Below are 25,085 nucleotides of genomic sequence, written 5' to 3'. Positions count from 1 at the left end.
TATTCTTTCAATTATCTTACATGGGTGTAAGGTTCTGAGTACGGGAGAAAATAAGCCGGATTTCCGTCCCTTTGCCGACCTCCGAATCCAACTCGATCCGGTGCCCAAGATAATGGACCGCTTCTTTCGTCAAATAAAGCCCCATTCCGGTAGATTCCCGGAAGATACGCCCGTTTTCACCTGTATAAAAAGGGTCGAACACCCGCCTTTTATCCGTTTCCGGAATACCGGCGCCAGCGTCTCTCACTTGCAGTACTGCTTCTCCAGCCTTTTCATAGATGGACACGATGATGGTGTCGCTTTTTCCGGACGAATACTTGACCGCGTTATTGATCAGCTGGGACAGAATGAAAAACAGCCATTTTTCATCCGTTTCCACCGTAATCCCTTGCTTTTCCTCTTCAAGCCTCGGATACACTTTGTTCCTGATGTAAAAGCGGCGGTTCTCTTTGTTCACCTCATGTACGATTTTAGCTAACAGAACTGGCTTGATATGAAAATCTTGTTCGATTGACCGAAGCCTTGCCATATAAAGAATCGTGTTCAAGCCCGTTTTCATTCGGTCCGTCTCTTCCCGAATATTGGACGAATCGGGTTCATCCAGATTTTGCGCCGTCAGCTCAATGACGGACAGAGGCGTTTTCATCTGATGCACCCATTGATCCATAAACTTTAAATGCTGCTCCTGCTGATGCTCCAACGTTTTGATCTGATTCTTATAAAACCTGTATTGATCCCGCAACAGCTGATCAAGCGCCGCCGACACGGGGGCTTGTTTAGTCCTTTGCAAGGAATCATCGAGTGAATCCAGCGGTTCGCTCAGACGCTTGTAAAACCTGCGGCGGCCGATATATTGGTAGGAGAGGTAGCAGGCAAGAAAGAAGAAGCCGAGGAAAATCGCATAAAGTGCCGGAAGAATGGAGCGGTAGCCATCGAGCCAATAAATGGACAGAATGAAAAAAAACTGCACCGCCTGAACCGCAATTAACAAGGCGTGCTCTCTTAAAAATAGCTTCATCCCTCTCCCTCGATGTTCCAGGTGACATTCAACCGGTAACCCGTGCCGCGGACAGTTTCCACCGCATCCATGAATCCGAGCTGCTGAAACTTCTTTCTGACCCTCGTTATATTCACATTCAACGTATTTTCATCCACATATGCCTGATCGTCCCATAGCTTCTCCAGAAGATCCTCACGGCCAGCCACGCGCGGATGGCGTTCCATCAAGGTTTCAATAATATCGGATTCCTTCTTCGATAACGACACCGTTTTTGTATCAAAGCACATTTCCAGCCTTTCCGGAAAAAACTTCAGCCCCTCATGCTCGAGCACTCTCTCCTCCGCTTTTGACGCATATTCTCCATAAGCGCGGCGAAGCTGGCTGCGGATTTTCGCCATCACAATTTCCGGAGAAAAAGGCTTCGTAATAAAGTCGTCGCCGCCATTCTCCAATGCCATAACCTGATCCATTTCTCCGACTCTTGCCGAAATAAAAATAACCGGGCAAATCGACTCCTTGCGAATTTGCCTGCACCAATAATAGCCGTCATAACTCGGCAGATTAATATCAAGCAACACCAGATCAGGCGAATGTTCATGGAAGGTGCCCATAACGGCATGAAATTCGGTCACTTTGACTGCCTGGAAGCCGTATTTATGGATATAGGATTGCAAATGCTCCGCAATTTTCGGGTCATCCTCCACGATCATAATCTTTTGCATAGCCGCACCTCTATTCAAGACTATTGTTTCACAGAATGCATGTATCCATAACAATATGATATATAATCATCTGCATTGCAACCGATCATTAATACCTCCAAGTTCTTGTCGTTTAATATTGACATGTCTAAACATACAAAAACGATGACACGATTGTACCATCGAAAATAGCACAGGAGGATCCCTGGATCCACGCTATTACAGGCGCAAATCAACTATGCCGCAACTGCACCTGCATTCGGTAGTGGATTTTATAAAGATTCTATTAAGTAACCCCACTATCAACAATAAGTAAATAAAAAATACCTCGGATACACGAAGGTATTTTTTATTTAGAAGCTATTCTAATCAGTGCGTTTTTCCCCTTCAATAGCAACAATCGTCAACTTGTCAAATGCTCCATCCAAGCTTCCAAGCTCAACTCCTTCTCCATTTTCATCATAAGTACCATAAGTTGTGACGCCAGCCATCCATTGATGCAAGAAATAAACATAGGACCCGTTATAAACAGGACGCTTTCCCCATTCTTCGCTTACGGCAGGAACGAGATATGCAATCACATCAAGTTGATTTGCTTTCTTCGTCGTAACATGCCCTTCCCAAATTTGCCATGCCGCATGATCTTTAACCTCATAATACCGAGTATAGTCCCCTTCTATGATAAAGAATTTTGAGTTTGGCCATATGGGAAATAATACTGCGTTGTACGGATGTCAGGGGTAGAACCAAGGTGTTCCTGCAAACTGATTTTTGGCAGAGCAAGAACTGCTTGTCGAGCAGTTGCTATATCTTGGCTCTCGATGTCAAGATCACTGGATGCGTTATAAATCACGGCAGTTTTCGTTTCCGTATCCCATGTAACAAAGGCATCCAGTGATTCTCCAATAAAACGCAAAGGTACATAGACGGAGCCGTTAATATTTCGTGGAGACACACTAACTGTCACATTATTTGTGCCTAGCATGCCCTCCTTTTTCCCAACTGTAAGCTTGAGGACTTCTTTGGAAGTCTTATTTATAACGGTGACTGTTTTTGCTTTATTATCCCAATCAACGCTAAAATCGGGAAGGAGAGAAACTGTCCGAATAGGTACCATTGTAGTTTGATTAATAATGACAGGTTTTTGATCCGTCAGTTTCTCCCCATTCACATTCAAACTAATCGACAAATCTGCCGCTGATACCATACTTCCAATAGAAAAGACCATGACCGCCAAAAGTAAACTTGTGAATACAGATTTTTTCAACATTATTACAGCCTCCTTACTTAATTTAATAAGCATTTTCAAATAAATCTTTTCTGATCAAACAGTTTAGTGTTATATCGTCAATTTATCTTGCCATCCCTCCTTTTCTTAAACACAAATTACCTTACCTTTGTTGCGCAAATTGTTCACCATGTTTAAATTTTATTACCTAATATTAAACATGATAGTAATAAAATGTTTGTCATGCGATTTGAACTTCATAATAGAGCATCCTCTTGGATGATGGGATTAAGAGGGCCATGCCCGGTTGCGTACTACCAGCGCACCGAGGTTCGTTTTTTTGCAAAGTGAAAATTTTACGCTCTACAGGAATGCTAACTGGGTACGATAGTGTAATAACGAGGAGCAGGTTACCGCTGCAGCTGCTTCTGCTTTTGTTTGAAATAATGAAGCAGATTAGTTTAATAACGGTATATAATTGATTAAGTAAGATATCACTTGGAGGGGATCGAACCACGGAATGAATTTACAAGAATACTTGACTATGAGGAGTTTTTGTCTTAGTTAAGACATATAAAAGTCTTGAACCATTTGAGGTTCTTAACCAAGGGATTGATATTTTCCCTAACACAGAAACAACTCATTTCTTCTTGATATTCTTAAAAATGAGGACGAACAAAAAACATGCAAGAGATACAAATAACACTATGACTACAATGCCAAAGAGACTTATTACACCCACTTCTTTGTCACCCCTTATTAAAAGAATTTTTCTTTAGATTTTACCATAAAGAACGGTTTTTCCGTCTTTTTCCAAATAAATTAATTTATTGATCTAACGGATCACGATAGTTTAACAAACCTTTATGACGAGGATATCGCAATTGATCGGCTTCCACGTTTTGATTATGGGAAGGATAGTTACCAGCATACAAAAATACTGGAGTTGATTCTATGAAAACGCAGGAACAGGTTGTTCCCGTACTGAATATTATTGGACCTGTTGGCATTGGAAAGTCGAGTACCGCAGATGCCATATCAGAAATTCTGGGGCATGACTATACTCTTCCGCATGCGGTAGTCGACCTTGATTATGTAAGGCATGCCTTTCCTGCGCCAAGAGAAGATCCTTTCAACATGGAGCTTGGGTTTAAAAATCTTGCTGCTGTCTGGAATAACTATCGCTCTATTGGGGCCAAGTGTCTAATCATCCCAAGCGTCATGGAAAGCAGAGAGCATCTGGAACAAATGCGATTATCAGTACCAGGAGCGGATATATTCGTCGTACGCCTTGTTGCATCGCTTGAAGTCAACCACGCTCGGATACGTGGTAGGGAAAAGACCATCGATTCACTAAATTGGCATCTACAGCGCTCAACCCAACTCACTAAGGAACTCGCCGAAAAGAAATTGGAGAATGTGATTGTAGACACTGAGAGTAAGCTGCCATCTGACATAGCTCGAGAAATAATCCGCAAATGGGGGATCGTTGAGTGGTATGGTTCTACATTTGCGCAAGAAAAGGAATAGTCGGACAATCGTTTATCTGGTAACGGTAGGTGGAAACTGGACTATTGAGAGCTTTTACGATAACGAAACCGTTCAACTGGTATGTTGATAATTGAACTAATGAGGAACGATAGTGAGGAGTTTGCCGCGGCAGCTCCTTTTTTATTTGCTGAAGTAACAGGCAGTCATGCGCAACAGGATATATCTGGAAATTGAAGTTGGGGTATCGGTCGGCACATCGGATATTGGAAAAATTAACGAGATAGACAAGAAACAGATTGAGTTCTCCTAACTTATCATTGCGCTAACGGGTACGTTAGTGTCATGACGCTGGCTGACGGCCCGTTCAACTCTCTCGGTACGATTTAATTTTCTAATTCTGACTCAGGAATTCACAGGATTTCACCCTCGGCTTGGCTAAGAGGAAGAAGTCATTGGGGGAGCAGGCCGCACACGCGATAGTTTCATCCAACAAATGGAAGGCTACCCCGCCGGTGATAATCTACCGGCGGGGTAGCCTTCAGTAGTCGTTCATAAATGTGGAGCAGGCGAATCGGTCGTTTACTGCAATTTGGCTACACTGACTGCCACCTTCTCGATCTGCGCGCTCTTCAGCGAATGATCCGGCGAGCTGATCGTGATGGTCCGGTCGTCCAGCTTGAAGCTCAGCATCGCGGTGCCGTCTGGCGTGTACCATTTGGCCTGGGTGCCGTTGGACAGCGAAACCGCCTTGCTCTCGTAGCCGTCCGAGTAATCCCGCGGCGAGACGTTGACGATCATATGGCTGAACACCAAGTTGACACCGTCATCGGTGGCTGCCGCATTTAGGTATGCGTCGCCCTTGACGATCTGCGTCGGTGCATAAGCCGTTTCAAAAGACTGAAATTTTGCGAATTCTTTCTTGATCGCACCAACCTGCGGGGCACTGTATGTCAAGCCGGACAGCTCACCGTTCGCCACCGGAGCCGATCCAATCAGGATCTTGGCTACACTGGCCGCCACCTTCTCGATTTGCGCGCTGTTCAACGCATGATCCGGCGAGCTGATCGTGATGGTCCGGTCGTCCAGCTTAAAGCTCAGCATTGCGGTGTCTACTGGCGTGTACCATTTGGCCTTGGTGCCGTTGGACAGCGAAACCGCCTTGCTCTCATAACCGTCCGAGTAATCCCGCGGAGAGACGTTGACGATCATATGGCTGAACACCAAGTTGACGCCGTCATCGGTTGCAGCCGCATTTAGGTATACGTCGCCCTTGGCAATTTGCGTCGGTGCATACGCCGTTTCAAAAGACTGAAATTTTGCGAATTCTTTCTTGATCGCATCGACCTGTGCGGCACTGTACGTCAAGTTGGACAGCTCATCGTTCGCCACTGGCGCCGACCCAATGAGAATCTGATGGTTTTTGCCGTCGTACGCGATCGGAACATGGAGCGCACCCGCAATCGACCGGACCGGCAGGTAAGTAGTGTCCCGATACGTGATCGGCGTCAATTTGCTGCCGTTGCCGTCCATCGGCGTAAATGCCGATCCGTTTACAGTGATGCCAACTTCATGGTTCAGGTATGCTGTAATTTTCTGCATATTCGATCCTGCATATACGCCCGCAGCGCCCGATACCGTCATACCCAGCACCATCAACGATACCACTGATTTTTTTACATTGTTTTTCATTTGTTATCCGCCCTTCAGCATTGGATTCGATCTCCATAAACACAGTATAGAAGCGCATAATATCCAAAACATATCGGCTGTATATCGAACTTGTAAACATTGCTTGTCCGAACACCGGGTCCGTAAATATTCACAGATAAGGAGTGGCGAAGCACTGGTTATGGTCGACTATCACCCTGGCTATCCCACAAAACCGAAGGCAATCATTTAACCTGATGAATGCCGCAAACGTTTGGTCCGTAACACGAAGCGACCCTTAGAGGTAATGTGATGTATCGTCCTTTTAAGGAACCTAATTGAAAGGCGCGTCATGTAGTATTTTTTGAAATGTCGCGCACATCCTCAAAGTGACTACACTAACGGGTACGTTAGCGCTATACAAAAATGAGGCAGCCGGCCAAGAGATCGATCGGCTGCCTTTGTTCGCTGACGGGCTGGTTTATGCAACCTCCCCCAATTTTATCGTTTAATTAAACAGGGGGGAACCGTATGCGAAAACCTATATTAGCAAGTGTTATTTTGACTCTTGCGGTTGGCATGGTGTTACTGTACACGTTTTTACTTCCAAGGGGTTCGCTTAGATTTGATGAAATTGCACCAGGTGATGTCGTAAAGATTGAATATCGACACGGAGGAAACGGCTTGCTCTATGAGACAGAGAACAAGACAGAAATTAATCATTTTATTCATTCATTGAGAGCAACCCAATATAATAAGACCGATCCAAATCCATGGGCTGGAAGCGGAAGTCTTCACTTGTACGATATGGATAACAAAAAGATCATTGGTTTGTCGTTTGGTCCGAATCAAGATATGCAAAGTAACTAATGAGAAGGAAAATGAAGCGTATTGTGGTAATATTGGGATAATCACAATGGAGGTGATTTAGTCATTATAAAGGGACAGAGCTGGAAAGCCATAAGAAGATCATTTTTAATAGCTGGGCCAACTTTCATATAATCCGGAACATTACTATTTTGGTTTGGTATATTTAGCAATTGCAAACTATGCTCCCCATATGACACAGATAAAAAGGACTATTTTAAGGAGGAAGGCTGGGATTGGAATACTGCAAAAGAATACATATTATCGGAGAAGTAGGCAGTGGTAAAACATATTTAGGCAAGAAATTGTCGACACAACTTAACATTACCCATTATCAACTTGATAATGTTGTTTGGAGTAGGGGAGAAGAATCCGACACACGAAATCCTCCAGAAGTTCGTGACGGAATTCTTAATGATATTCTGAATCAGGAAAAATGGATTATTGAGGGTGTCCATTATAAATGGGTTCAGCGAAGTTTTGAGCTAGCCGATATAATCATCTACTTGGAAACGAATGTGTACATACGAGATATACATATGATAAAGAGATATATAAAACAAAAACTTAAACACGAGACAGGGAATTACAATCAAACAATTGAGAACTTGTATGAGATGATAAAATGGAACCATAACTTTGATTCCAATCGAAAGCCGTTAATTGATCAGATGTTATTTCCGTTTGACAACAAAGTACAAAAGTTTAAAAGCAATAAGCAAGTTATAAAGTCGATGAAAAGAGCACTTTAGTTTTTTGGATTGTTCGAAATAATAAAGAGAGTGTTTTGCTACGCTAACGGGAAACGTTAGTTGAACGCATTTTGGAGCAGTTTGCCGGCGGCAGCTGCTCCATTCTTCATTAAGCTACCCCGAAAATTACTCTTAGCACAAACCCAAAAGTGAAACATTAGGAAGTTAAGAAGCCTCCGAATTAGAAAGAGCGACTTGAAAACCAAGATTCTCGAGCTTTCGTACGGCTTGTGTAACAATCAGGTTATTATTGGAAAAATTACTTGTGAGGAGAGATGCGGATGTCGGACATACAGGCAATTGTATTAGACCTGGACGGAACATTGCTCGGCAGTGACAAATCCATATCACCTAGAAATTATCAGACGGTTAAAAGATGTTTTGATTCTGGAATTCATATTATTGTTGCCACGGCGCGACCGCCTAGAGCGGCTAATCAATTTGTGAAGAATTTTCCTTTTGTAGACTACTTGGTTTATTACAATGGTGCTCTAGTAACATGCAAGTCTAAGCAAATTCAGCGGCACATTAGTATCCCAAATGAGATTAGCCAACAGATTAACAAATTCATCGAGTTACATGCTCCTCAATCGTTAATTTCTTACGAGGTTAATGATTCATGGTATGCGTGTAAACCAGTTCCCGAATCGTTGCGTGCTCAATTCGGACTCCGTTCGAATGATCCGAAACCCCAGGTTATTGATAACGATTTTATTAGTTCACTCTCCCCAACCAAAATATTGGTTCAAGGTTACATCACATGGAGGGATATAATAGAGCAATTCGGCGACCATGTGAACGTAATCGCAACCGATGGAGGGGTATTGGTTCAAATCATGCAAAAATCAGCATCAAAAGAAGATGCCGTGCAATGGGTGCTTAATGATATCGGGGTGAAGCCAGAAAATGTAATGGTATTCGGGGATGACTTTAACGATTTAGGACTATTCCAAATGTGCGGATTTCCGATCGCAATGGAGAACGCGATAATTGAACTAAAAAATTGTGCAGCCCACGTAACCGATTCAAATGATAACGATGGTGTTGCTGTTGCAATTGAGAAATTAGTGGTGTTATCACTTGCTGATAATGATTCAACTAACGGGTACGTTAGTGAGGAGCTTGCCGCGGGGCAGATCCTCTTTGGATTATTGAAGTAACGGGGAGTTTAGCGGCAGATAGACATATCCAATATATTATGCTTATCCAGTTGAATGGAGGGTCTAGCCATGGGCATTAGGAATTATCTGATTGAAGGCGTTTCCGGCACCGGCAAAACTTCGGTCTGCAAAGAATTGCAGCGGCGCGGCTACCATGCCATTAATGGTGACCGTGAATTGGCTTATCAAGGCGATCCGGAAACTGGTACATGGACGGATGGCGTCACGCACGAGCACCACATTTGGCATGTAGATAAAGTAAAAGCTTTGGTCGCCAACCAGGATGAGGCGGTAACATTTTTCTGTGGTGGTTCCAGGAACTTTTCAAAATTCATAGATCTATTTGACGGCGTGTTTGTCCTCGAGGTCGACCTTGACACATTGAACCGGCGGCTTGACGAGCGACCGGAAAATGAATGGGGCGGAAAGAAAACGGAACGGGAACTCATTGCGCGATTGCACCAAACGAAAGAAGACATTCCGAAAAACGGAATTATAATCGACGCCACCGCACCGATCGAGCACGTCGTTGACGAGATCGTCCGTCAAAGCGAAGGAAATAAACGCCAACGACAGTAACTTATGGTCGCTCACGGACAGCCAATACACCGGTGCACCAGGATACGAATAGTCCCATCCACTGCGCTAACGGGCAGGATATTGCAGTCAGTTAATGGCACGATTATCGTCGATCGCTCAAGAGGCTTCAGTGTCACTATATTTAATTCCTCACGGATAAGATGAGTTTAAATAGGAAGATTCTCAGGGGTTAAGGATGAACTTGTGCACTGTCACAGGGGCATCCTTTTTTATTACAATTACATTATCCTAAAGACGAAACGGGAGTGTTACGCATGAACGGACTTGAAATTAAGCAGCTTATGAAATTTGGTGATTTGGCCATTAACTTGATTGTCTCTCAGCTCCGGGTCACCAAGGGTGAAATCGAAGATCTTGGCAAGAGTATTGCTAAACACGGTAATTTTGCGAAGATGAACATCGGGATTGTACCGCAGGAAATGCAATCACACATCGGCCAAGCTGCTCATAATGGATGAGCCAACGGTGGGCATTATAGCCGTCTATAAGTTTGGCAGGAATAATGGATACTCGAAGCTATATGTAAGAAAATAAGCTAATCCCCTATTTTAATCATACATTTCGAGTCTACTTTAATTCAATTAAGAAAGTAGGAGACAGAATGAAAAACAATTTGAAGGTAGGATTTGTTGTTGGAATTGTAGCTGGTGGTCTCAGTATTATCCTATACTATATTTTGTGTAGTTTGTTGGAGGTCAGCTTTGTACAGTTAAATCCTGTTTCGATTCTCATTGTGTCCATTATTGTAAATGTAATTGGTGCACTTATTTACAGTAAATTACGGCAAAAAACTGCTAGACCTGTTATTTATTACAGTATGATCACCATCGGGACTGCACTATTGCTTTCATGGTATGATTGGGCAATTCCTATAGAACCGCACATCACAGATGTAGCTAACACGATTCATGCACTCGTCACTGGAATTTCCATCGCTTGGATTCCTACATGGGTAAACAAAAATTCCCATAAAAATAAATTGGTGGTCAAAACTTGAATAGAAAAAAACCAAATGGTTTATCTTTTTACACTTTTGTTCTCCCAACCATTTACTTTTTTTCATGCCATTTAATAAAACAAAGTTCAATGGGTGGAGAATGTGGTAGAGAAGGCAGATATCGCCGAACATCTTTAAGCGAACGGGTACTATGGTTCAACCAGAAACAGGGAGCAGACGCCGCGGTGCTGTTCCCTGTTCCATTGAAGTATCTGGCAGGTTAGCATGGAAAAATTCATTATACCCGATTTCCAATTCTCCAACGTGGCAGCCTTACAGAAGTCCGGGCACTACGCGGGGGGAGAAGTTCAGGTTGTTCATGTTTCAGGTTGAACCGGCATAAATAAAGGAAAAATTTATATATTCCTTGACGGGAATATTCCGGAAGTGGTATATTTTCTCCATAAGCAATGAACTATCCAAATAGGAGGGAAAATAAAGTGAATCAGGAAGTTACGGCCTACATCGAAAATTTGCCAAAATGGCAGGGGGGATTCAGTTCAACCCTGCGGGACATGATTCATGGGACGATTCCGGAAGCCGAAGAACGCATTCAGTACAAGAAACCGCATTTTCTGAAAAATGGACAGTATGCAGCGGTTATTTCGCCTTCAAAGGACGCCATTGCGTTCATGATCATGAATGCAAACGGCATCGACTTTCCGAAGGGATTCGAAGGACCTGCCGAACGGAAGTGGATCAAATTGCGGGAAGGGGACACTCCGGATCTTGCCCTGCTGTCGGGCCTTCTGAAGCAAGCCTCCAGCACACTGTAACAGAAATCATCGGGAGGGGCCAATGAATACGACAACCTTGAACGCGCTCGCGGAACCCAACCGATTGCAGATCATCGAACTGTTGCGCGAAGGTCCGCTTACGGTCGGGGACATCGCGGATCGGTTGCACCTTCGTCAACCCCAGGCATCCAAACATCTGAAAATCTTGAGTGAAGCAGGTCTTGTCGAAGTACGGGCGGACGCCAACCGGCGAATCTACCGACTGCGCCCGGAACCCTTAATTGAAATGGATGAATGGCTTGGATCGTTTCGCGGCATGTGGGAAGAACGTTTTGACCGTCTATCCGATTATCTCATTCATTTGAAAAGAACAGGTTCATCCCTAAATTTCAAGGAGGAAATCTAATGAACAACCAACAACAAGGACTTTTATTAAAACGTGAGTTTAACGCCCCTCGTGAACTGGTCTTTAAGGTGTGGACCGATCCGGCGCATTTTGGCAATTGGTGGGGGCCTCAGGGGTTCTCGCTTGATGTAGCAAAAATGGACGTCCGTCCAGGCGGTATGTTCCTCGGCTGCCAGAAGTCTCCGGATGGGCAGCACGCCATGTGGGGCAAGTTCGTTTACCAGGAAGTGCAGGCGCCGGAGAAACTGGTATGGGTCCAATCCTTTTCCGATGAAGAAGGGAACACCGTTCGCGCCCCGTTCAATCCGAACTGGCCGCTTGAGATTCTGAATATTCTAACGCTCGAAGAAAACGAGGGAACGACGGTTTTGACGCTGCAGGGCGGACCGCTCAATGCTTCTGCTGAGGAACAGGAAGCATTCGACGCGATGGCACCGATGGTTGCACAAGGGTTCGAAGGCACGTTCGAGGAACTTGCCAATTACCTGGCTAGTCAACAGTAAGCAGACACAAATCGGTGAGACGGAAGCCTCGGGGGAATTACTCCGGGGCTTTTTCGTTTGCCTCTATCTGCGGCGAGCGTACTGAACATTACATCGTCCGCTGGCAGACGTACAGGTGCAAGTCCCCCGTAAGGGAAGTAAGTATTTGTGGTTCGAGATGGAGGGTGTGTCCATGAGGAAGATACTGGAGCTGATGCAGTTTACATTCACACACCTAATCCTGACACTCAGGAATTTCCAGTAAACTTTGATTTTATAATGATGAATTCCAAGCTTCCAAATACATTCAGGGACCTCATAGATATAACACAATATAATGTTGGTTATTATGAATCGGAGTTCGAGCGTGTTTATTACATACAATCAAGATACCTCAAATTCCCATTATCAAACTAAAGATTATTGAGCTAACGGGTACGAGAGCTCAAACACCAGGAACGAGGCGAGAATGCCAGGGGGTTCCTCTTCTTCTTGCCCGGAGAAGTAAATTATGCTAACAGAGACTATAGTTTAAAGCAACACGACAGCAGCCAGCACATGATCGGCTGCTCTTTTGTTGAAGTGAAAGGCAGGTAGCAAAGTGCCTTATTGAAAGTGCAGCGTCAATATCATAGAATAAGTTATGACTAAAAGAACAGCACTTATTTTGACAACTATTCTTTTTCTTCCATTTTTGGGCGCCTATCTGTGGTTTTATGGGCGCTTTGGGAGCTATTTGCTCAGGCTTATGTTTGGAGTGGCTGCTACTGGTAGTATCTGGCCAGCCACGGCTCTCATTCTTTTGACCAATCTGGTTTTTGCGGCTAATATTTACCAGCTTTGCCGTGGGCGCTTTTACAAATGGTTTGTTTGTTTGGAAGTCATCGTATATTTTCTAAGTAGCATGATTTTTATTCTTTTCAAGACTTACGGTGATGGCATTGCCGGGGTTAATCTGCAGTGGCGGGCGGTCTTCTGGAATTCTAATGCAGAAACTTTGGCCAATATTCTGATTTTTATTCCTATTGGTTGGATGCTTTATCTGCTGTTGCGAGGTTTCTGGCGGACAATGTTCGCGGGATTGGCTTTGGTCCTGCTGATTGAGCTCTCTCAATTTGTTTTTCGTCTGGGTATCACGGATGTTGTGGATGTGATGACCAATGTGACGGGGATTTTGGTAGGTCTTCTGATCATTGCTCTAATCCGACTCTTTGGCGTCAAATTTTATGACAGAGGGATTTATTGGGCTTTTAGACAACAAGGTTAGCAGACAACCCACATCGTTAGTTAAACTAACGGATCACGATGGCTTAATCAAGGTATTGACGAAGGAGCTGCTGCGGCAGCTCCTTTTTTGCTTCTTTGCAAAGATTTGGACAGTAAGGCTAGTCGGCCTTGAAATCCTGCTCAATATTCTCTATTTCGTCCTCGCGCTGTTTATGTTCTCGGATATGGCGATATGGAATTCCGGTTTTATGCAGTAACTCGCGCAATCCGGTATAACGCCGGTCCGCAGCGAGGCATATGAAGTCGGTGCAAACTATTTAAGTGACAGATTCTCATCTAATCGATTGTTTAAGGGGATAAATAATGTTAGAGAAAGTAGATGTAAACAACATCATCAAATATCTTCATCATGAAAAAGGGATTATTGATAATACTGTTAATGCGATTAATAATAAGTCTGGATCAACGGACGGGCTTGTTTATATTCTTTCAGGCGAAATTTTTGGAGGAAACCCTGAAATGGCGAAGGAAACAGGATGACGGGCGGCAAGAACTTCCTTACAATTACGCCGACAGATATACATCCCTCCATCTCATGCCATCAACGAATACAACATATCTCTCCGGTTGACAATATTCTTTTATATGTGTAAATTTTAAATAGCGTTTACAGATGTAAACGAAAAGTTTGGGATTGAAAAGAGGTTAAGACTATGAATAATCCCCCTCACATTACCGATGCCGAACTTGAAGTCATGAAGCTTCTTTGGCAGAAAGAGCCGTTATCCGCTAATGAGATCATTATCAAGCTGACGGAGCAGATGCAATGGTCGGATCAGACAATCAAAACCTTTCTGAACCGCTTGCACAAGAAGAATGCGATCCGTTTCGAAAAGTCCGGCAGGAATTATCTCTATTATCCGTTGGTTTCATATGAAGATTACTTAAAAACCGAGAACCGATCCTTTCTGGACAGGGTTTATAACGGTGCCGTAGGCATGCTTTTTGCGAAATTTCTTGAGGAAGAGACTCTTTCGGAGAAAGATATCGAAGAGCTCCAACAGCTGCTGGAAGAGAAGAAAAAATCATGATCATCATGAAAACGATGTTCGCCGTTATCTTGCACACATCGTTGGCATCGTCGGTAATCGTCTTGCTGCTGCTCGGCATTCGGTTGCTGTTCCTTGTGCGGCTGAAACCCAGATTCATTTACGTCTTATGGTTCCTTGTATTAATTAGGCTTCTTATTCCTGTCGGTCCGCCGAGTTCCATCAGTTTGTTTAATCTGGTGCCGCAAGCGACAGCCGACAAATGGACAACCGTTCAAAGCCGTCCGGCCGACCATTCCGGATCCGTAAATCAGAGCGGGGATAACGGGTCTTCCTCTCCTGCTGCTTTGGCATCCGGTAAGGCGCCTTGGCCGCAACGAACAGAAGAAAACCTGCCTTCCAATTTATCGGCAAAGCAGCCTGAAGAACCTGTTTCAGCAAGGGCAACTTCTCTTCCTCCTGCCGTTGAGAAAAAACAGTTGTGGTCCAATATACTTAAAGTCGGTTTATGGATATGGCTTGGAGGTTTGGCCGTACTTGGGATGTATTATTTGATTGTGACGCTCAGATTCAGAAAACAACTCAAGCACTCCCGTCCGATCGACGACGAAGAGGTGCTTTCCGTTCTTAAAGCGTGCAGTGAACAACTCGGAATCAAACAAATCATTCCGGTGTATGAGATAAGCGGTTTTCACAGCCCTTGCATCTACGGAGTGAGAAAGCCGAGAATTTATTTGCCGGAGGATTTTGCTGTAATCGCCGATTCCCGGCAGCTGGCGCATGTTCTTTTACACGAGCTGGCCCATTATAAACGCAAGGATTTAGGGTTCAATTCCTTGTGGACGTTAGCGGTATGGCTGCATTGGTTTAATCCTTTCGTGTGGCTGGCCCGGCGCAAAATGGCCTCGGATCGGGAAATAGCCTGCGATGCGGCTGTGCTTGAGTTGCTGGGCGAGCGGGGATCTTCTTCCTACGGCATGACACTTCTTATGCTGTCGCGTTTATTTTCCCGAAGCTCTTCGCCGCGGGTTCATCTTTCCTATTTTTTCAACAACAAGAATGAAACGAAACGGAGAGTTACCATGATCACGAAGTTCAAACAAGGTTCATACAAGCTGTCTGCCATGGCTGTTGTGTTGATCCTCCTCTTGGGCGCAGTTTTGCTCACCAATGCTAAAGTCGAATCAAACGCCTCCTCCCGGGCGGAGAGTCCGAGGGAAGAGAATCCGGTTGCCCAATTTGAGGTCAACAGACTGATTCCCTCGTACAAATGGTTTAATAACCTGAAACGGGCAATCACTTTTTCAAAGTTTGAATTCAAAGTACCTGATTATATGCCTGAACGGTATCAATTGGAAAATATAAATTTGGGCGAGAGTTTCGCGAAAGCACATAAAGCGGACTTGATTAATTCAGTCTCCATCACTTTCGTATCCAACTTTGGCCAGAAAGACGAACACTATTTCGAGATGGATGCTGCCAAAGGAAACGGCACGCTGCTGGAGCATAATTTTTTGTGGGGTGCCCCGTATCCCCAAGCGCTGGACCGCGCGCCATCCGACAAGCATGAAGACATGACAATCGGCAATATTAATGGTGTTATGTACACTACTACCAAGATCTGGTCCAAGCAAAAACCTGAAACGGCCAAAAGCTTTGTATGGCAGGATAACGGTGTCATGTATGCGATCAATTTCTATAGCAATGATCTTTCCCGGGATGAACTGGCGAAAGTCGTGCAATCCTTTGTTTCGCCGGGCCAAGTTCAACATGTCAACTATAAAGGTGAGGGCAATTCATTCGCTTTATATGACGAGACGGACCTGCAGGAAGCGAAGCGTATCCTTGGCTTTCCAGTAAAGATTCCGGTGGATGTCTCAGACTATGGTCTTAAACTTTCCGATTCATCTCTGATGCAGGATGACGATCAGAACACCAAGTTCCCTTTTAGACCGGACACGGATGTTTTGTGGAATTCATATCGAGTTCCTTTCAATTCTCCTCTGTATGAACTAAATGACAGTATTGAGTTTTATCAAAGCAAGGCACCTGTTGTGGACGTGAAAAGGCTGTCGGTCCTGCGCAAGTTGGAGATGAACGGGATCGGAATTACCGCCTATGCGGATAACGATAATATCTATACGAAGCCTGTCCATTCCGATAGCAATCGATTGAAGTTCAAAACTCAAACGTTTTACGTGTGGCAGCAAAACGGTGTTTATTATACGGCTCATTTCTATGGGGTGGACAAACATCAGGAAGAAAACCTTAACGCCCTAGTACTCGCTCCCGTTGAATGACCAGGAAATAACAAAGCATGATTTACGCTTGAAGATTGCTAGCTTGCTTGTTGATCCAGATATATCCCTTCGTCATTTCTTGGCGTCGTGTTTGCAAACTATGTGAAGATGCGCTGAGATCGGTTGATTTGAGTCGTTCGGATCATCTTTCGATGTGTAAGCAAGGCTCCCGAGAGGGAGCCTCCCAAATAGCGGGCATTCATCGAATGCAATCGTCATCGGATTTGGTCTAACTGTCAAGCACTGATTGTGAGATAGAGCAAAAATATTATCATTGTTCAATTTTTAAGACGATGGGTTTAATAGTTCCATTCTCTACAAGAATGGGACTATTTTTTGTTAGCTCTATTGTTCTAGCATTTTTATACATAAATTCTCTTATATCATAAATGTAATCGAAAACAAATTTCCCTTCATTCACAAAAATAATTCTACGTTTAATATCAGTTTCTAACCTATCCAAATTAGTTTTAACCCCAACAATCTTATCAAGAGCTTCTTCATTGAAAAAAGGATCTTCAATTATAAAAGCCTTATCCCAGACAAAAGGAGTAAGATCAGCGAATTTTGCAGTACGATTTTCATTCTTTAGTTTTATAATATTCTGCTCAATAGTTTCAGTGTTATTATTAGTTTTTTCGTTAGTTGTAAGCACCAGATACCCTATAGAAATAATTCCAACCAATACAACTAATAGCAGTATAGTTCTTCTCATATGCTCGACAGGGTGTAGTTATTCTTGATAATACGTGATTCAGCATCTTGAAGCCAACAGTGACGTTGACCTAGCCATTGTTCGACATGGTTAAATATCTTACTCATAGATAAATCTCCCCATTTAATAAATTATAGTATCATTTTACCATATACCAACTTATTCCAATATCTCATGGTAACTTTTGCTCATTCATTGCGTCTTACTTATTAAGCGCCGGATGGCAAGATGAGGATAGGGGGAGGAAAAGAATTGAATAGGAAAGCAAAGCGCGGCTTGTCGGTCTGCTTGTTAAGCGCATGCGTCTTGGCTCAGTTCATGCTGCCGGGCCGACTGCCCGCTTATGCAGCTCAAACGCCTTGGGACGTTAGTGCCGTTTCGTCGAGTGCGCCGGAACTGCATCCCGAATGGACACAAAACATTGGCGGATATCAGAACAAAGGCGACCAAGCGATCAAAGTAGGGGCAGCGTTGCTCACGATGAAGGAAGGCCAGCTTCTCGCTATCGACACGTTAACCGGAAAGCGGATATGGAAATTCGGAGCCTATCTGGAGCCGGCTCTGGCGACATGGAGCGACCAAGAAGGCGATCACATCTATACAGTGACCAACGGCGGCATGCTGGTGGCCGTATCCTGGTCGGGGAAGACGATATGGACAGCGCAAACCGGCGGCTATGAAGAGAACGAACATGTGCAAGCGGCCGGCGGTTACGTCTTTGTTCTAAAGTCGCATGTGACGGAGATCTACGACGCTGACAGTGGGAAGCGCCTGACCAAAATTTTCCACCCGGCGGATGAAGGGGTCGGAGACCCGAACGTGACGGTCTCGGTGTCGGGAACGACGATGATTCGAGGCTTCGAAGCGGACGGCGCGTACATTTCCGGGAATCTCGAGGCTTATGATATTCGAACGGGCAAGCATCTTTGGGAGCATCGCGGCCATTTGTTTTCGATGCTTAACACCAATTCCAATCTCTATTCGCTTGTGGAGAACATGCCGCTTGATCTGGATGCCTCCGAGCGTCATGTCACGATCGACAAGATCGATATCCAATCGGGGAAGGTTGCGGGTTCCCTTATCTATAATTGGACCATTCCACAGTCGGAAGTGCAGACGACGCCGTACGCATCGGATGCGGTTCTTGCATATGACCGGATATACATCAATCAAGGCAAAGCGATTGGCGTCTATAATTTCTCTGCTTATTCGAAAGGACAAGCGCCGCTGCGTACGATACCGCTTGCGGCCGATTATTATATGACGGGGAGTTACGCTGCAGGCATGCTGTTCCTGGGGGATACGCGGGGCGGCGACCTGAAGGCTCTCAACATTGCAACAGGCGAAATCATGAGCTGGGGAAAAGAGTCGCAAGGCAGCGACAGGCTCACCGTTGCCAATAGAATTGTGATCAGGGAAAAAGATAACGGCATCGTCGAATTCTACGACCTGATAACCGGCCAATTAAAGGCAACGCTATCGCTTAAATCCGACGGAAGCTACGGTCCCGTTATGTACGATAGCAACTCCGCCTTAATCTGGAAAGGGAATCAAATTTACGGCATCCAGCTGCCGAAATAACCGAAAACCGTCTTGGCGCCTGTTTGTCGACGGCGTCGTGCAGGAGAAGTCGGCGACCGTAAGAATAAGATGCTGCGCTCCTCTAAATACTGGATAACGGCTTAGTGATAGTGTCCCGTTTATTCTAAAATAACAATCGGGGCTTTTTCGGCTTTCATCTGCACGTTGGCAATAACGTCTAGAAGCTGCTTAAGCCCATCTTGTTTATGCTGAATACAAAAGGGGTGTCCAAAGGGCTGGCCTTTGTCTAAGAAAACTTGTCCATCACATTTACCTTTTGAAATATCCGGGCCAATGACTGGATTCATGAAAACTCTCTCTCATAAATATTGCCGGTACCCCTAAGTACTGCCCATAGTTCCACAACATTGCTACCTTTTCTCCGCTAACGGGAGCAAATATTGAAACATGCAATTGCGGATTTGCTATTCCCGCTGGCTGCTGGAGAACATCGATTTGTCTCAGGAAGAGTCTGCGATTTGAGAATGAAACTCGATATAATTTGAGCAGTGAACGAAGAAATTCATTATAGACCGCGTACCTTTTGCTAAAGGGCGGTCTATTTCTTCATTTGTCATAGCCAGCTCCAGCCTCGTTCATTTATAAATAAGCAAGAAATCTTATCTTTTGTTAAGCTTTTTTTAAAAGCCTCTTAATGAATCAGGGTTATCTTGAAGTAGGAGCATTCGATTCTCATAACCTATCACAAACATTCGGGAGGCTCACATACGATGAGACAAACAAACCACGCATCTCAGATTCAAAAAAGCAGTTATTCAGGTGTAAGGCGTACTTCCTACCAGGCAAGCAGAGCTGAGGTCTACGAAGGGCATTTGGTGCTGGTGAATCTCGCAAATCCCTTTAGACAGCCGCTTCCGCCAGGTAAGCTGACGTCGTTAAGCTCAAACCCGGCCATACACGAACTGCATGAAGGCATGCTTTTGGAACATACATGTTTACGGCATTTCAATAATCTGCTTGAAGCTTGGGGCGGCAAGCTGAAGGATTCATCGCGACGGCATTCGCCGGTTTAGGATAACATATCCATGCTGTCTAAACGGAATGAAAGCGGGCTGGACCTATTGAAATTTCTGGCCGCCCTGCTCGTCATTGCCAATCATACCAGCCCGCTGCTATCCTTCAATCCGCATGCTGATTTTCTGCTAAGCGGTCTCGTTAGCCGAATTGCCGTTCCGGTTTTTTTCCTGACCTCCGGCTTTTTTTATTTCCGTAAGCTGAGCGGCGAACCCCGAGCGGACAAGAAGGCGCTGCTTGGGTATTCGAAAAAAATCGGGAAGCTCTATGCGATTGCCATCGTGCTGTATCTTCCGCTTAACGTGTACACGGGCTATTTTTCTAATCATTTCACTGTCTATTCCTTTATCAAGGATATCGTATTCGACGGGACCTTTTATCATCTATGGTATTTGCCGGCTCTGCTGATCGGGATAGGGATAACTTCCTTCATGCATAAGTTGATGTCAATGAAAGCGATGCTCGCTGCAGCAGGGTTCTTGTATATCATAGGACTGCTGGGTGATAGCTACTATGGAATGATAGAGAGCACAGAGGGGATTTCGCGAGTATATGAGGGGTTGTTCACTATATTTGATTACACGCGCAACGGATTATTCTATGCTCCGGTCTATCTGGCATTGGGGGCTTGGGCAGCCAAACGGAAGGAGCCGGTAAGAAGACCACTCACGAATGCATGCTTGTTTGCCATATCGCTCGCCATGTTGCTAGCGGAGGGAATCTTTCTGCATGCAGCGGGAATTCCCAGACATGACAGTATGTTTATCTTCGCATTGCCTGCTGCTTATTTCTCGTTTCGGTGGGCGCTCCAGTGGCGGGGAAGGACGAGGAAAGCGCTCAGAGAGGGGCGCGTATGGATTTATATTCTGCATCCCCTTGCCATCGTACTCGTTCGCGGGTTGGCAAAGGCTGCGAAACTCGAATCTTTATTCATAACGAACAGTCTGCTTCATTTTGCCGCTGTCTGTCTGTTGTCGATTATGATGGCTGCAGCAGCCGTACGATTATCTGCTATGAAATTCAACTTTGGGCGCTAAGCCATTACAATAGGGCCAAAGTATTTTATCGAAAAAGGGGAGAAGGCGTTAAATCGCCATCATCTTATGTTATTACCGAAAGCATTCATCATGAAGCGGTTCGTTGCCGTTTTCGTTCTCATTAGTCTATTGTTCACGTTCGGCGTTTCCTCATTGGCATCTGCTGCGGATGTCCCCGCTGCAGCCCCTAAGCTGCAAGCGAAATCAGCCATCCTCATGAATGCGGAAAACGGACAAATCCTATATCAATCCAACGCGGATGAACCGAAGCCACCTGCCAGCATGTCTAAAATGATGACCGAATATCTCGTCTTCAAAGCCGTACAGGAAGGAAAGCTTTCTTGGGACCAAACCGTTAAGGTAGGCAAGAACGCGGCGTCGCAGATCGGAAGCCGGATTTTTCTGGCGGAAGGCGATCAGCATACGGTTAAGGAATTGTATACGGCGATGGCCGTCGGCTCCGCCAACGACGCGACAGCGCAATTAGCGGAGTTGGTTGCCGGCTCCGAGGAAAATTTCGCGAAGCTGATGAACGAAACCGCGGTCAAGCTCGGTATGAATACGGCGCACTTCATTAATTCCACGGGACTCGACCGAGCGGATATGCCCGAGGAATTCCGTCCTACTTCCATCGATGGGGAAACGGTAATGTCCGCCCGCGATTCCGCGACTTTAGCCTATCACATTCTAAAGGAAGCACCCGAATTCCTGAATACTTCCAAAATCCAGTCCTACAGGTTCCGCGAACGGGATAAATCGCCGATCACGAACGTGAACTGGATGCTCGCAAGCAACAAGGACGTTCCCAACTTCCGCAAGTTCGCCTACGAAGGCGTAGATGGATTGAAAACGGGACATACGAGTAAAGCCGGCAACTGCTTTACGGGAACCGCTTTGCGTGACGGAACTCGACTGATCGCTGTCGTCATGGGAGTTCCCGGCGATACGAACGACGGACAGCGTTTCTTGGAGACCGCCAAATTGTTCGATTACGGTTTCTACGGCTTCGAGAAGAAAACGATCGTCGACGCGAAAGCCGTCGTACCGGGATACGCAACGTTAAAAGTCAAAAAAGGGAAAGCGAAAAGCGTACCGGTCGTCACGACGTCCGATCTGACCGTATTGATTCCTAAAGGCCAGGCCGTGGAAACGACGGTGCAAGAAGTGAAGAGCGCGCAGGACCCATTGGTCGCTCCGGTCAAGCTCGGCGCTAAGGTAGGTACGGTTACTTACAAATACAAAGACCCGTCCACCCAAGAAGAAAAGACGGTTACGATCGACTTGGTCGCTACGGAGGCCGTTAATAAAGCAGGTTGGTGGAGGCTGTTATTCCGTGCGATCGGCAGCTTCTTCTCCGGACTGTTCCAAGGGATCGTAGATCTTTTCTAAATTCCGACATAAGCGGTTGCCTATTACACCTTCTTTATGTTTAGGATCTTCGGGAGGCTTACATAATGGAAACAGGAAAGTAACCATTGAAGAGTGAGTCCATGACAAAAGGAAATTTGATTTTTGGAATTTTACTGATTTCGTTCATTTCATTTGGATGTCCAGCCTATGAAGTCCAGTTTGACGATCGATGGGCGCCGCGTGCGCAATTGCCTGGGTGTTGTTCGCGATCAGCATGATCCTGTCCGTCATCATTTAATGGCCACAAACAACTATTCCGGTATGAAAACATTGCTGTTATATCTTGTGCTTCTCTCCGGTTCGGCCGTTTTTATTCTGCCCCTGGTGTGGATGGTGCGCAGCGCGGTAATGGACTCTTCTCAAATTTTTATCGTCCCCCCGTCTGGATTGGGTATTACACGGCCCAATGGGAGTTGCTGATGGGGCGGCTACGATGGTTCTTATCCCTCCCGTTCTATTATTTGTTATCGGACAGAAATCCTTTATCCAAGGAATCGCCGTGTCTGGGATCAAGGGTTGGGAATTTCTATAGTTTGAAGGGGAAATGCCAAGTGATTGACGGGTAGTTTCTGACCGATGAAAGTGTTAGTTTTTAAATGGGTTTACTCTTATGCGGAACTTCTTATTCAAAGAGACCGAGTAAACAAGGGATGTTCGGGTCAGTTTAGACAATGGATTAATGGGAGGTGCCAGTGAGTGGAAGAATTGAGGGGGGAGCATGTCCTCATTCGCGATGGCGAATTAAAACGCAGGCAGGAAGCGAACCGGGAGTACTTGATGAAGCTGAACAGTGATCACCTTCTCTTTAATTACAGACTGGAAGCCGGCCGATACTCGGGGAGGGGCATTCCTCAGGGGGCGCACGGAGGTTGGGAGTCGCCGGTCTGCCAGCTTCGGGGTCATTTCCTCGGCCATTGGCTGTCGGCAGCGGGTATGCATTACTTTGGGACCGGAGACCCGGAGCTGAAAGTGAAAATGGATCTCATCATTGATGAATTGGCCGAGTGCCAGAAGGACAACGGAGGTCAGTGGACAGGTCCGATTCCCGAGAAATATTTGCATTGGATCGCGAACGGAAAGGGTATCTGGGCCCCGCAATATAATCTCCATAAACTATTCATGGGTCTTGTAGATGTTTATCTTTATGCCGGGAATCAGAAGGCGCTTGAGATCGCGGATTCGTTCGCGGACTGGTTCGCGGATTGGAGCGGCCGATTCTCCAGGGAGAAATTCGACGACATCCTGGATGTGGAGACCGGCGGGATGCTGGAGGTCTGGGCAGATCTCCTTCACATCACAGGAAAGGATAAATATAAGACGCTGCTGGAACGTTATTATCGCAGCAGGCTCTTCCAGCCCTTGCTCGAAGGCAAAGATCCGCTGACGAATATGCATGCGAACACGACCATCCCGGAAGTGCTCGGCTGCGCCCGAGCGTATGAAGTGACGAGCGAAGAGCGATGGATGGATATCGTGAAAGCTTATTGGAACTGCGCGGTGACGGAAAGAGGACACCTGGCGACGGGGGGACAGACGGCCGGGGAAGTCTGGATGCCGAAGATGAAAATGAAGGCACGTCTGGGGGACAAGAATCAGGAGCATTGTACGGTCTACAACCTGATCCGGTTGTCGGAGTTCCTGTTTCGGCATTCGGGCGACCCCGCTTATGCCCAATATATCGAATACAATCTCTATAATGGCATCATGGCCCAAGCCTACTACCAGGAATATCATTTGGCCGGCAACAAGCACGACCACCCCTCGACCGGACTGTTAACGTACTTCCTGCCGATGAAGGCTGGTTTGCACAAGGATTGGAGCACGGAGACAGACAGCTTCTTCTGTTGTCACGGAACCATGGTCCAAGCGAACGCGGCCTGGAATCGAGGCCTTTATTATCAGGACCGGAACGGCATTTATGCATGCCAATATTTTGACTCCGAGGTGACTCTGGAAATCGGGGGAGACCCCGTATGGATCCTTCAATCGCAGGATCGGATGAGCGGAAGCATGCTGAGTTCTTCGAACACAGCGGGGTATCAGGAAATTAACGAAATGACCGCGTACCATGAAAATAGGCCTCCGTACCGAAAGTATGATTTTGTCATTCGCACATCCGCGCCGAAAGCGTTTACCTTCCATTGCCGGATTCCGGAATGGATCACGTCCGAGGCTATTATTTACGTCAACGGTATCCTTCAGGGGAAAACGGAGGACAGCGGCCGATTCTATCCTATTCAACGAATCTGGGTGGACGGTGACAGGATCAGCCTGATCCTGCCGATCGGTATCCGCTTCATTCCGCTGCCGGATGACGAGTGCACGGGGGCTTTCCGTTTTGGTCCCGAAGTGTTGGCAGGCGTATGCGAGGCCGAACGAATTTTGTATGCGGAGAATGACGACATCGCTTCCGAGGTCGAAATGGAAAACGAGCGCGAGTGGGGGAGCTGGCGTTTCTTCTTTAAGACGGTAAATCAGAACCCGGCGATTCAATTGAGGCGAATTCGCGATATCGGGTATGAGCCGTTCCAGATTTACTTCAAGGTGAAGAGGGGCCGATAGGCCCTGTCAAACCGGCACGACCTAATACCTGAATGGGCAAGTAGTTCTGTAGCCGCTCTAATAGATCTGAACATCATCAACAGAAAAATGGCAATTTGTTT

26 protein-coding genes and 1 pseudogene are annotated in these 25,085 nt (G+C 45.7%); 20 read left to right on the top strand and 7 right to left on the bottom strand.

The annotated features are described in order from the left end of the window. Window positions 1-16: 16 nt before the first annotated feature. The 4 genes from AC0YOB_RS37365 to AC0YOB_RS37350 all read right to left on the bottom strand — a co-directional run bounded on the left by AC0YOB_RS37365 (window position 17) and on the right by AC0YOB_RS37350 (window position 2,971). Window positions 17-1,018 carry a sensor histidine kinase gene (locus AC0YOB_RS37365; RefSeq protein WP_475797066.1) on the bottom strand — a complete coding sequence of 334 codons (1,002 nt, stop codon included), beginning with the start codon at window positions 1,016-1,018 and terminating at the stop codon, window positions 17-19. Beyond that, on the bottom strand, window positions 1,015-1,722 hold the full coding sequence (locus tag AC0YOB_RS37360; RefSeq protein ID WP_475790825.1) for a response regulator transcription factor: 708 nt from the start codon (window positions 1,720-1,722) through the stop codon (window positions 1,015-1,017). The genes AC0YOB_RS37365 and AC0YOB_RS37360 overlap by 4 nt, the downstream gene beginning before the upstream one ends. Before the next feature lie 344 nt (window positions 1,723-2,066). Next, the gene (locus tag AC0YOB_RS37355; protein WP_475797065.1) at window positions 2,067-2,282 is read right to left on the bottom strand and encodes a hypothetical protein; all 216 of its coding nucleotides are present in this window, start codon (window positions 2,280-2,282) and stop codon (window positions 2,067-2,069) included. A gap of 95 nt (window positions 2,283-2,377) precedes the next feature. Beyond that, window positions 2,378-2,971 (bottom strand): copper amine oxidase N-terminal domain-containing protein, encoded by a 594-nt coding sequence (locus AC0YOB_RS37350; protein ID WP_475797064.1) that lies wholly within the window; start codon window positions 2,969-2,971, stop codon window positions 2,378-2,380. A 912-nt stretch (window positions 2,972-3,883) separates the two neighbouring features. On the opposite strand from AC0YOB_RS37350, the gene AC0YOB_RS37345 reads away from it, so the two are divergent. Next, window positions 3,884-4,459, top strand: coding sequence for a hypothetical protein (locus tag AC0YOB_RS37345; protein WP_475797063.1), 576 nt, complete (start codon window positions 3,884-3,886; stop codon window positions 4,457-4,459). 540 nt (window positions 4,460-4,999) lie between these two features. Here the strand turns inward: AC0YOB_RS37345 and AC0YOB_RS37340 are convergent. Further along, window positions 5,000-6,109 (bottom strand): hypothetical protein, encoded by a 1,110-nt coding sequence (locus tag AC0YOB_RS37340; protein WP_475797062.1) that lies wholly within the window; start codon window positions 6,107-6,109, stop codon window positions 5,000-5,002. Between the two features lie 489 nt (window positions 6,110-6,598). On the opposite strand from AC0YOB_RS37340, the gene AC0YOB_RS37335 reads away from it, so the two are divergent. The 13 genes and pseudogenes from AC0YOB_RS37335 to AC0YOB_RS37275 all read left to right on the top strand — a co-directional run bounded on the left by AC0YOB_RS37335 (window position 6,599) and on the right by AC0YOB_RS37275 (window position 16,644). Further along, window positions 6,599-6,937: a hypothetical protein gene (locus tag AC0YOB_RS37335; protein WP_475797061.1), complete on the top strand. Its 339-nt coding sequence runs from the start codon at window positions 6,599-6,601 to the stop codon at window positions 6,935-6,937. A gap of 233 nt (window positions 6,938-7,170) precedes the next feature. Continuing rightward, window positions 7,171-7,686 (top strand): P-loop NTPase family protein, encoded by a 516-nt coding sequence (locus tag AC0YOB_RS37330; protein WP_475790830.1) that lies wholly within the window; start codon window positions 7,171-7,173, stop codon window positions 7,684-7,686. A 281-nt stretch (window positions 7,687-7,967) separates the two neighbouring features. Beyond that, window positions 7,968-8,846 (top strand): Cof-type HAD-IIB family hydrolase, encoded by an 879-nt coding sequence (locus AC0YOB_RS37325; protein ID WP_475790831.1) that lies wholly within the window; start codon window positions 7,968-7,970, stop codon window positions 8,844-8,846. 69 nt (window positions 8,847-8,915) lie between these two features. After that, window positions 8,916-9,425: an AAA family ATPase gene (locus AC0YOB_RS37320; protein WP_475797060.1), complete on the top strand. Its 510-nt coding sequence runs from the start codon at window positions 8,916-8,918 to the stop codon at window positions 9,423-9,425. 275 nt (window positions 9,426-9,700) lie between these two features. Continuing rightward, a pseudogene (locus tag AC0YOB_RS37315) lies at window positions 9,701-9,868 on the top strand (export ABC transporter ATP-binding protein); the annotation flags it as partial. A 179-nt stretch (window positions 9,869-10,047) separates the two neighbouring features. Next, a complete protein-coding gene (locus tag AC0YOB_RS37310) occupies window positions 10,048-10,443 on the top strand; it encodes a hypothetical protein (protein ID WP_475790833.1) in 396 nt (131 codons plus the stop codon). 440 nt (window positions 10,444-10,883) lie between these two features. Further along, window positions 10,884-11,219 (top strand): DUF1801 domain-containing protein, encoded by a 336-nt coding sequence (locus AC0YOB_RS37305; protein WP_475790834.1) that lies wholly within the window; start codon window positions 10,884-10,886, stop codon window positions 11,217-11,219. Window positions 11,220-11,241: 22 nt separating this feature from the next. Next, window positions 11,242-11,586, top strand: a complete 345-nt coding sequence (locus AC0YOB_RS37300) for an ArsR/SmtB family transcription factor (RefSeq protein ID WP_475797059.1) — start codon at window positions 11,242-11,244, stop codon at window positions 11,584-11,586. Continuing rightward, window positions 11,586-12,089: an SRPBCC family protein gene (locus tag AC0YOB_RS37295; RefSeq protein WP_475797058.1), complete on the top strand. Its 504-nt coding sequence runs from the start codon at window positions 11,586-11,588 to the stop codon at window positions 12,087-12,089. The genes AC0YOB_RS37300 and AC0YOB_RS37295 overlap by 1 nt, the downstream gene beginning before the upstream one ends. A 622-nt stretch (window positions 12,090-12,711) precedes the next feature. Further along, window positions 12,712-13,335, top strand: coding sequence for a VanZ family protein (locus AC0YOB_RS37290; RefSeq protein ID WP_475797057.1), 624 nt, complete (start codon window positions 12,712-12,714; stop codon window positions 13,333-13,335). A gap of 323 nt (window positions 13,336-13,658) precedes the next feature. After that, complete coding sequence (locus AC0YOB_RS37285) at window positions 13,659-13,835, top strand: hypothetical protein (RefSeq protein ID WP_475797056.1); 177 nt, start codon at window positions 13,659-13,661, stop codon at window positions 13,833-13,835. Window positions 13,836-14,008: 173 nt separating this feature from the next. Continuing rightward, window positions 14,009-14,386, top strand: a complete 378-nt coding sequence (locus AC0YOB_RS37280) for a BlaI/MecI/CopY family transcriptional regulator (protein ID WP_475790839.1) — start codon at window positions 14,009-14,011, stop codon at window positions 14,384-14,386. After that, complete coding sequence (locus AC0YOB_RS37275) at window positions 14,383-16,644, top strand: M56 family metallopeptidase (RefSeq protein ID WP_475797055.1); 2,262 nt, start codon at window positions 14,383-14,385, stop codon at window positions 16,642-16,644. Before AC0YOB_RS37280 ends, AC0YOB_RS37275 begins: the two co-directional genes overlap by 4 nt. 271 nt (window positions 16,645-16,915) lie before the next feature. Here the strand turns inward: AC0YOB_RS37275 and AC0YOB_RS37270 are convergent, their stop codons facing one another. Further along, entirely contained in the window at window positions 16,916-17,359 is a 444-nt protein-coding gene (locus AC0YOB_RS37270) for a hypothetical protein (RefSeq protein ID WP_475797054.1), read from the bottom strand. Window positions 17,360-17,611: 252 nt separating this feature from the next. Between AC0YOB_RS37270 and AC0YOB_RS37265 the strand changes: the two genes are divergently transcribed. Next, window positions 17,612-18,940 (top strand): outer membrane protein assembly factor BamB family protein, encoded by a 1,329-nt coding sequence (locus AC0YOB_RS37265; protein WP_475797053.1) that lies wholly within the window; start codon window positions 17,612-17,614, stop codon window positions 18,938-18,940. Between the two features lie 119 nt (window positions 18,941-19,059). Here AC0YOB_RS37265 and AC0YOB_RS37260 read toward each other — a convergent pair whose 3' ends face one another. Beyond that, a complete protein-coding gene (locus AC0YOB_RS37260) occupies window positions 19,060-19,248 on the bottom strand; it encodes a hypothetical protein (protein ID WP_475797052.1) in 189 nt (62 codons plus the stop codon). Window positions 19,249-19,671: 423 nt separating this feature from the next. On the opposite strand from AC0YOB_RS37260, the gene AC0YOB_RS37255 reads away from it, so the two are divergent. The 5 genes from AC0YOB_RS37255 (at window position 19,672) to AC0YOB_RS37235 (ending at window position 24,984) form a co-directional block, all read left to right on the top strand. After that, entirely contained in the window at window positions 19,672-19,974 is a 303-nt protein-coding gene (locus AC0YOB_RS37255) for a hypothetical protein (protein WP_475797051.1), read from the top strand. 12 nt (window positions 19,975-19,986) lie between these two features. After that, window positions 19,987-21,012, top strand: coding sequence for an acyltransferase family protein (locus AC0YOB_RS37250; protein ID WP_475797050.1), 1,026 nt, complete (start codon window positions 19,987-19,989; stop codon window positions 21,010-21,012). Window positions 21,013-21,102: 90 nt separating this feature from the next. Then, window positions 21,103-22,401: a D-alanyl-D-alanine carboxypeptidase family protein gene (locus AC0YOB_RS37245; protein ID WP_475797049.1), complete on the top strand. Its 1,299-nt coding sequence runs from the start codon at window positions 21,103-21,105 to the stop codon at window positions 22,399-22,401. Window positions 22,402-22,569: 168 nt separating this feature from the next. Beyond that, entirely contained in the window at window positions 22,570-22,842 is a 273-nt protein-coding gene (locus AC0YOB_RS37240) for a hypothetical protein (protein WP_475797048.1), read from the top strand. 276 nt (window positions 22,843-23,118) lie between these two features. Further along, complete coding sequence (locus tag AC0YOB_RS37235) at window positions 23,119-24,984, top strand: beta-L-arabinofuranosidase domain-containing protein (protein ID WP_475797047.1); 1,866 nt, start codon at window positions 23,119-23,121, stop codon at window positions 24,982-24,984. Window positions 24,985-25,085 lie beyond the last annotated feature (101 nt).

The sequence above is a fragment of the Paenibacillus sp. JT31N17 genome (genome assembly GCF_056269255.1).
The sequence above is the reverse complement of the archived record's forward strand: the minus strand, read 5'-3'. Positions and strand labels throughout refer to the sequence as shown.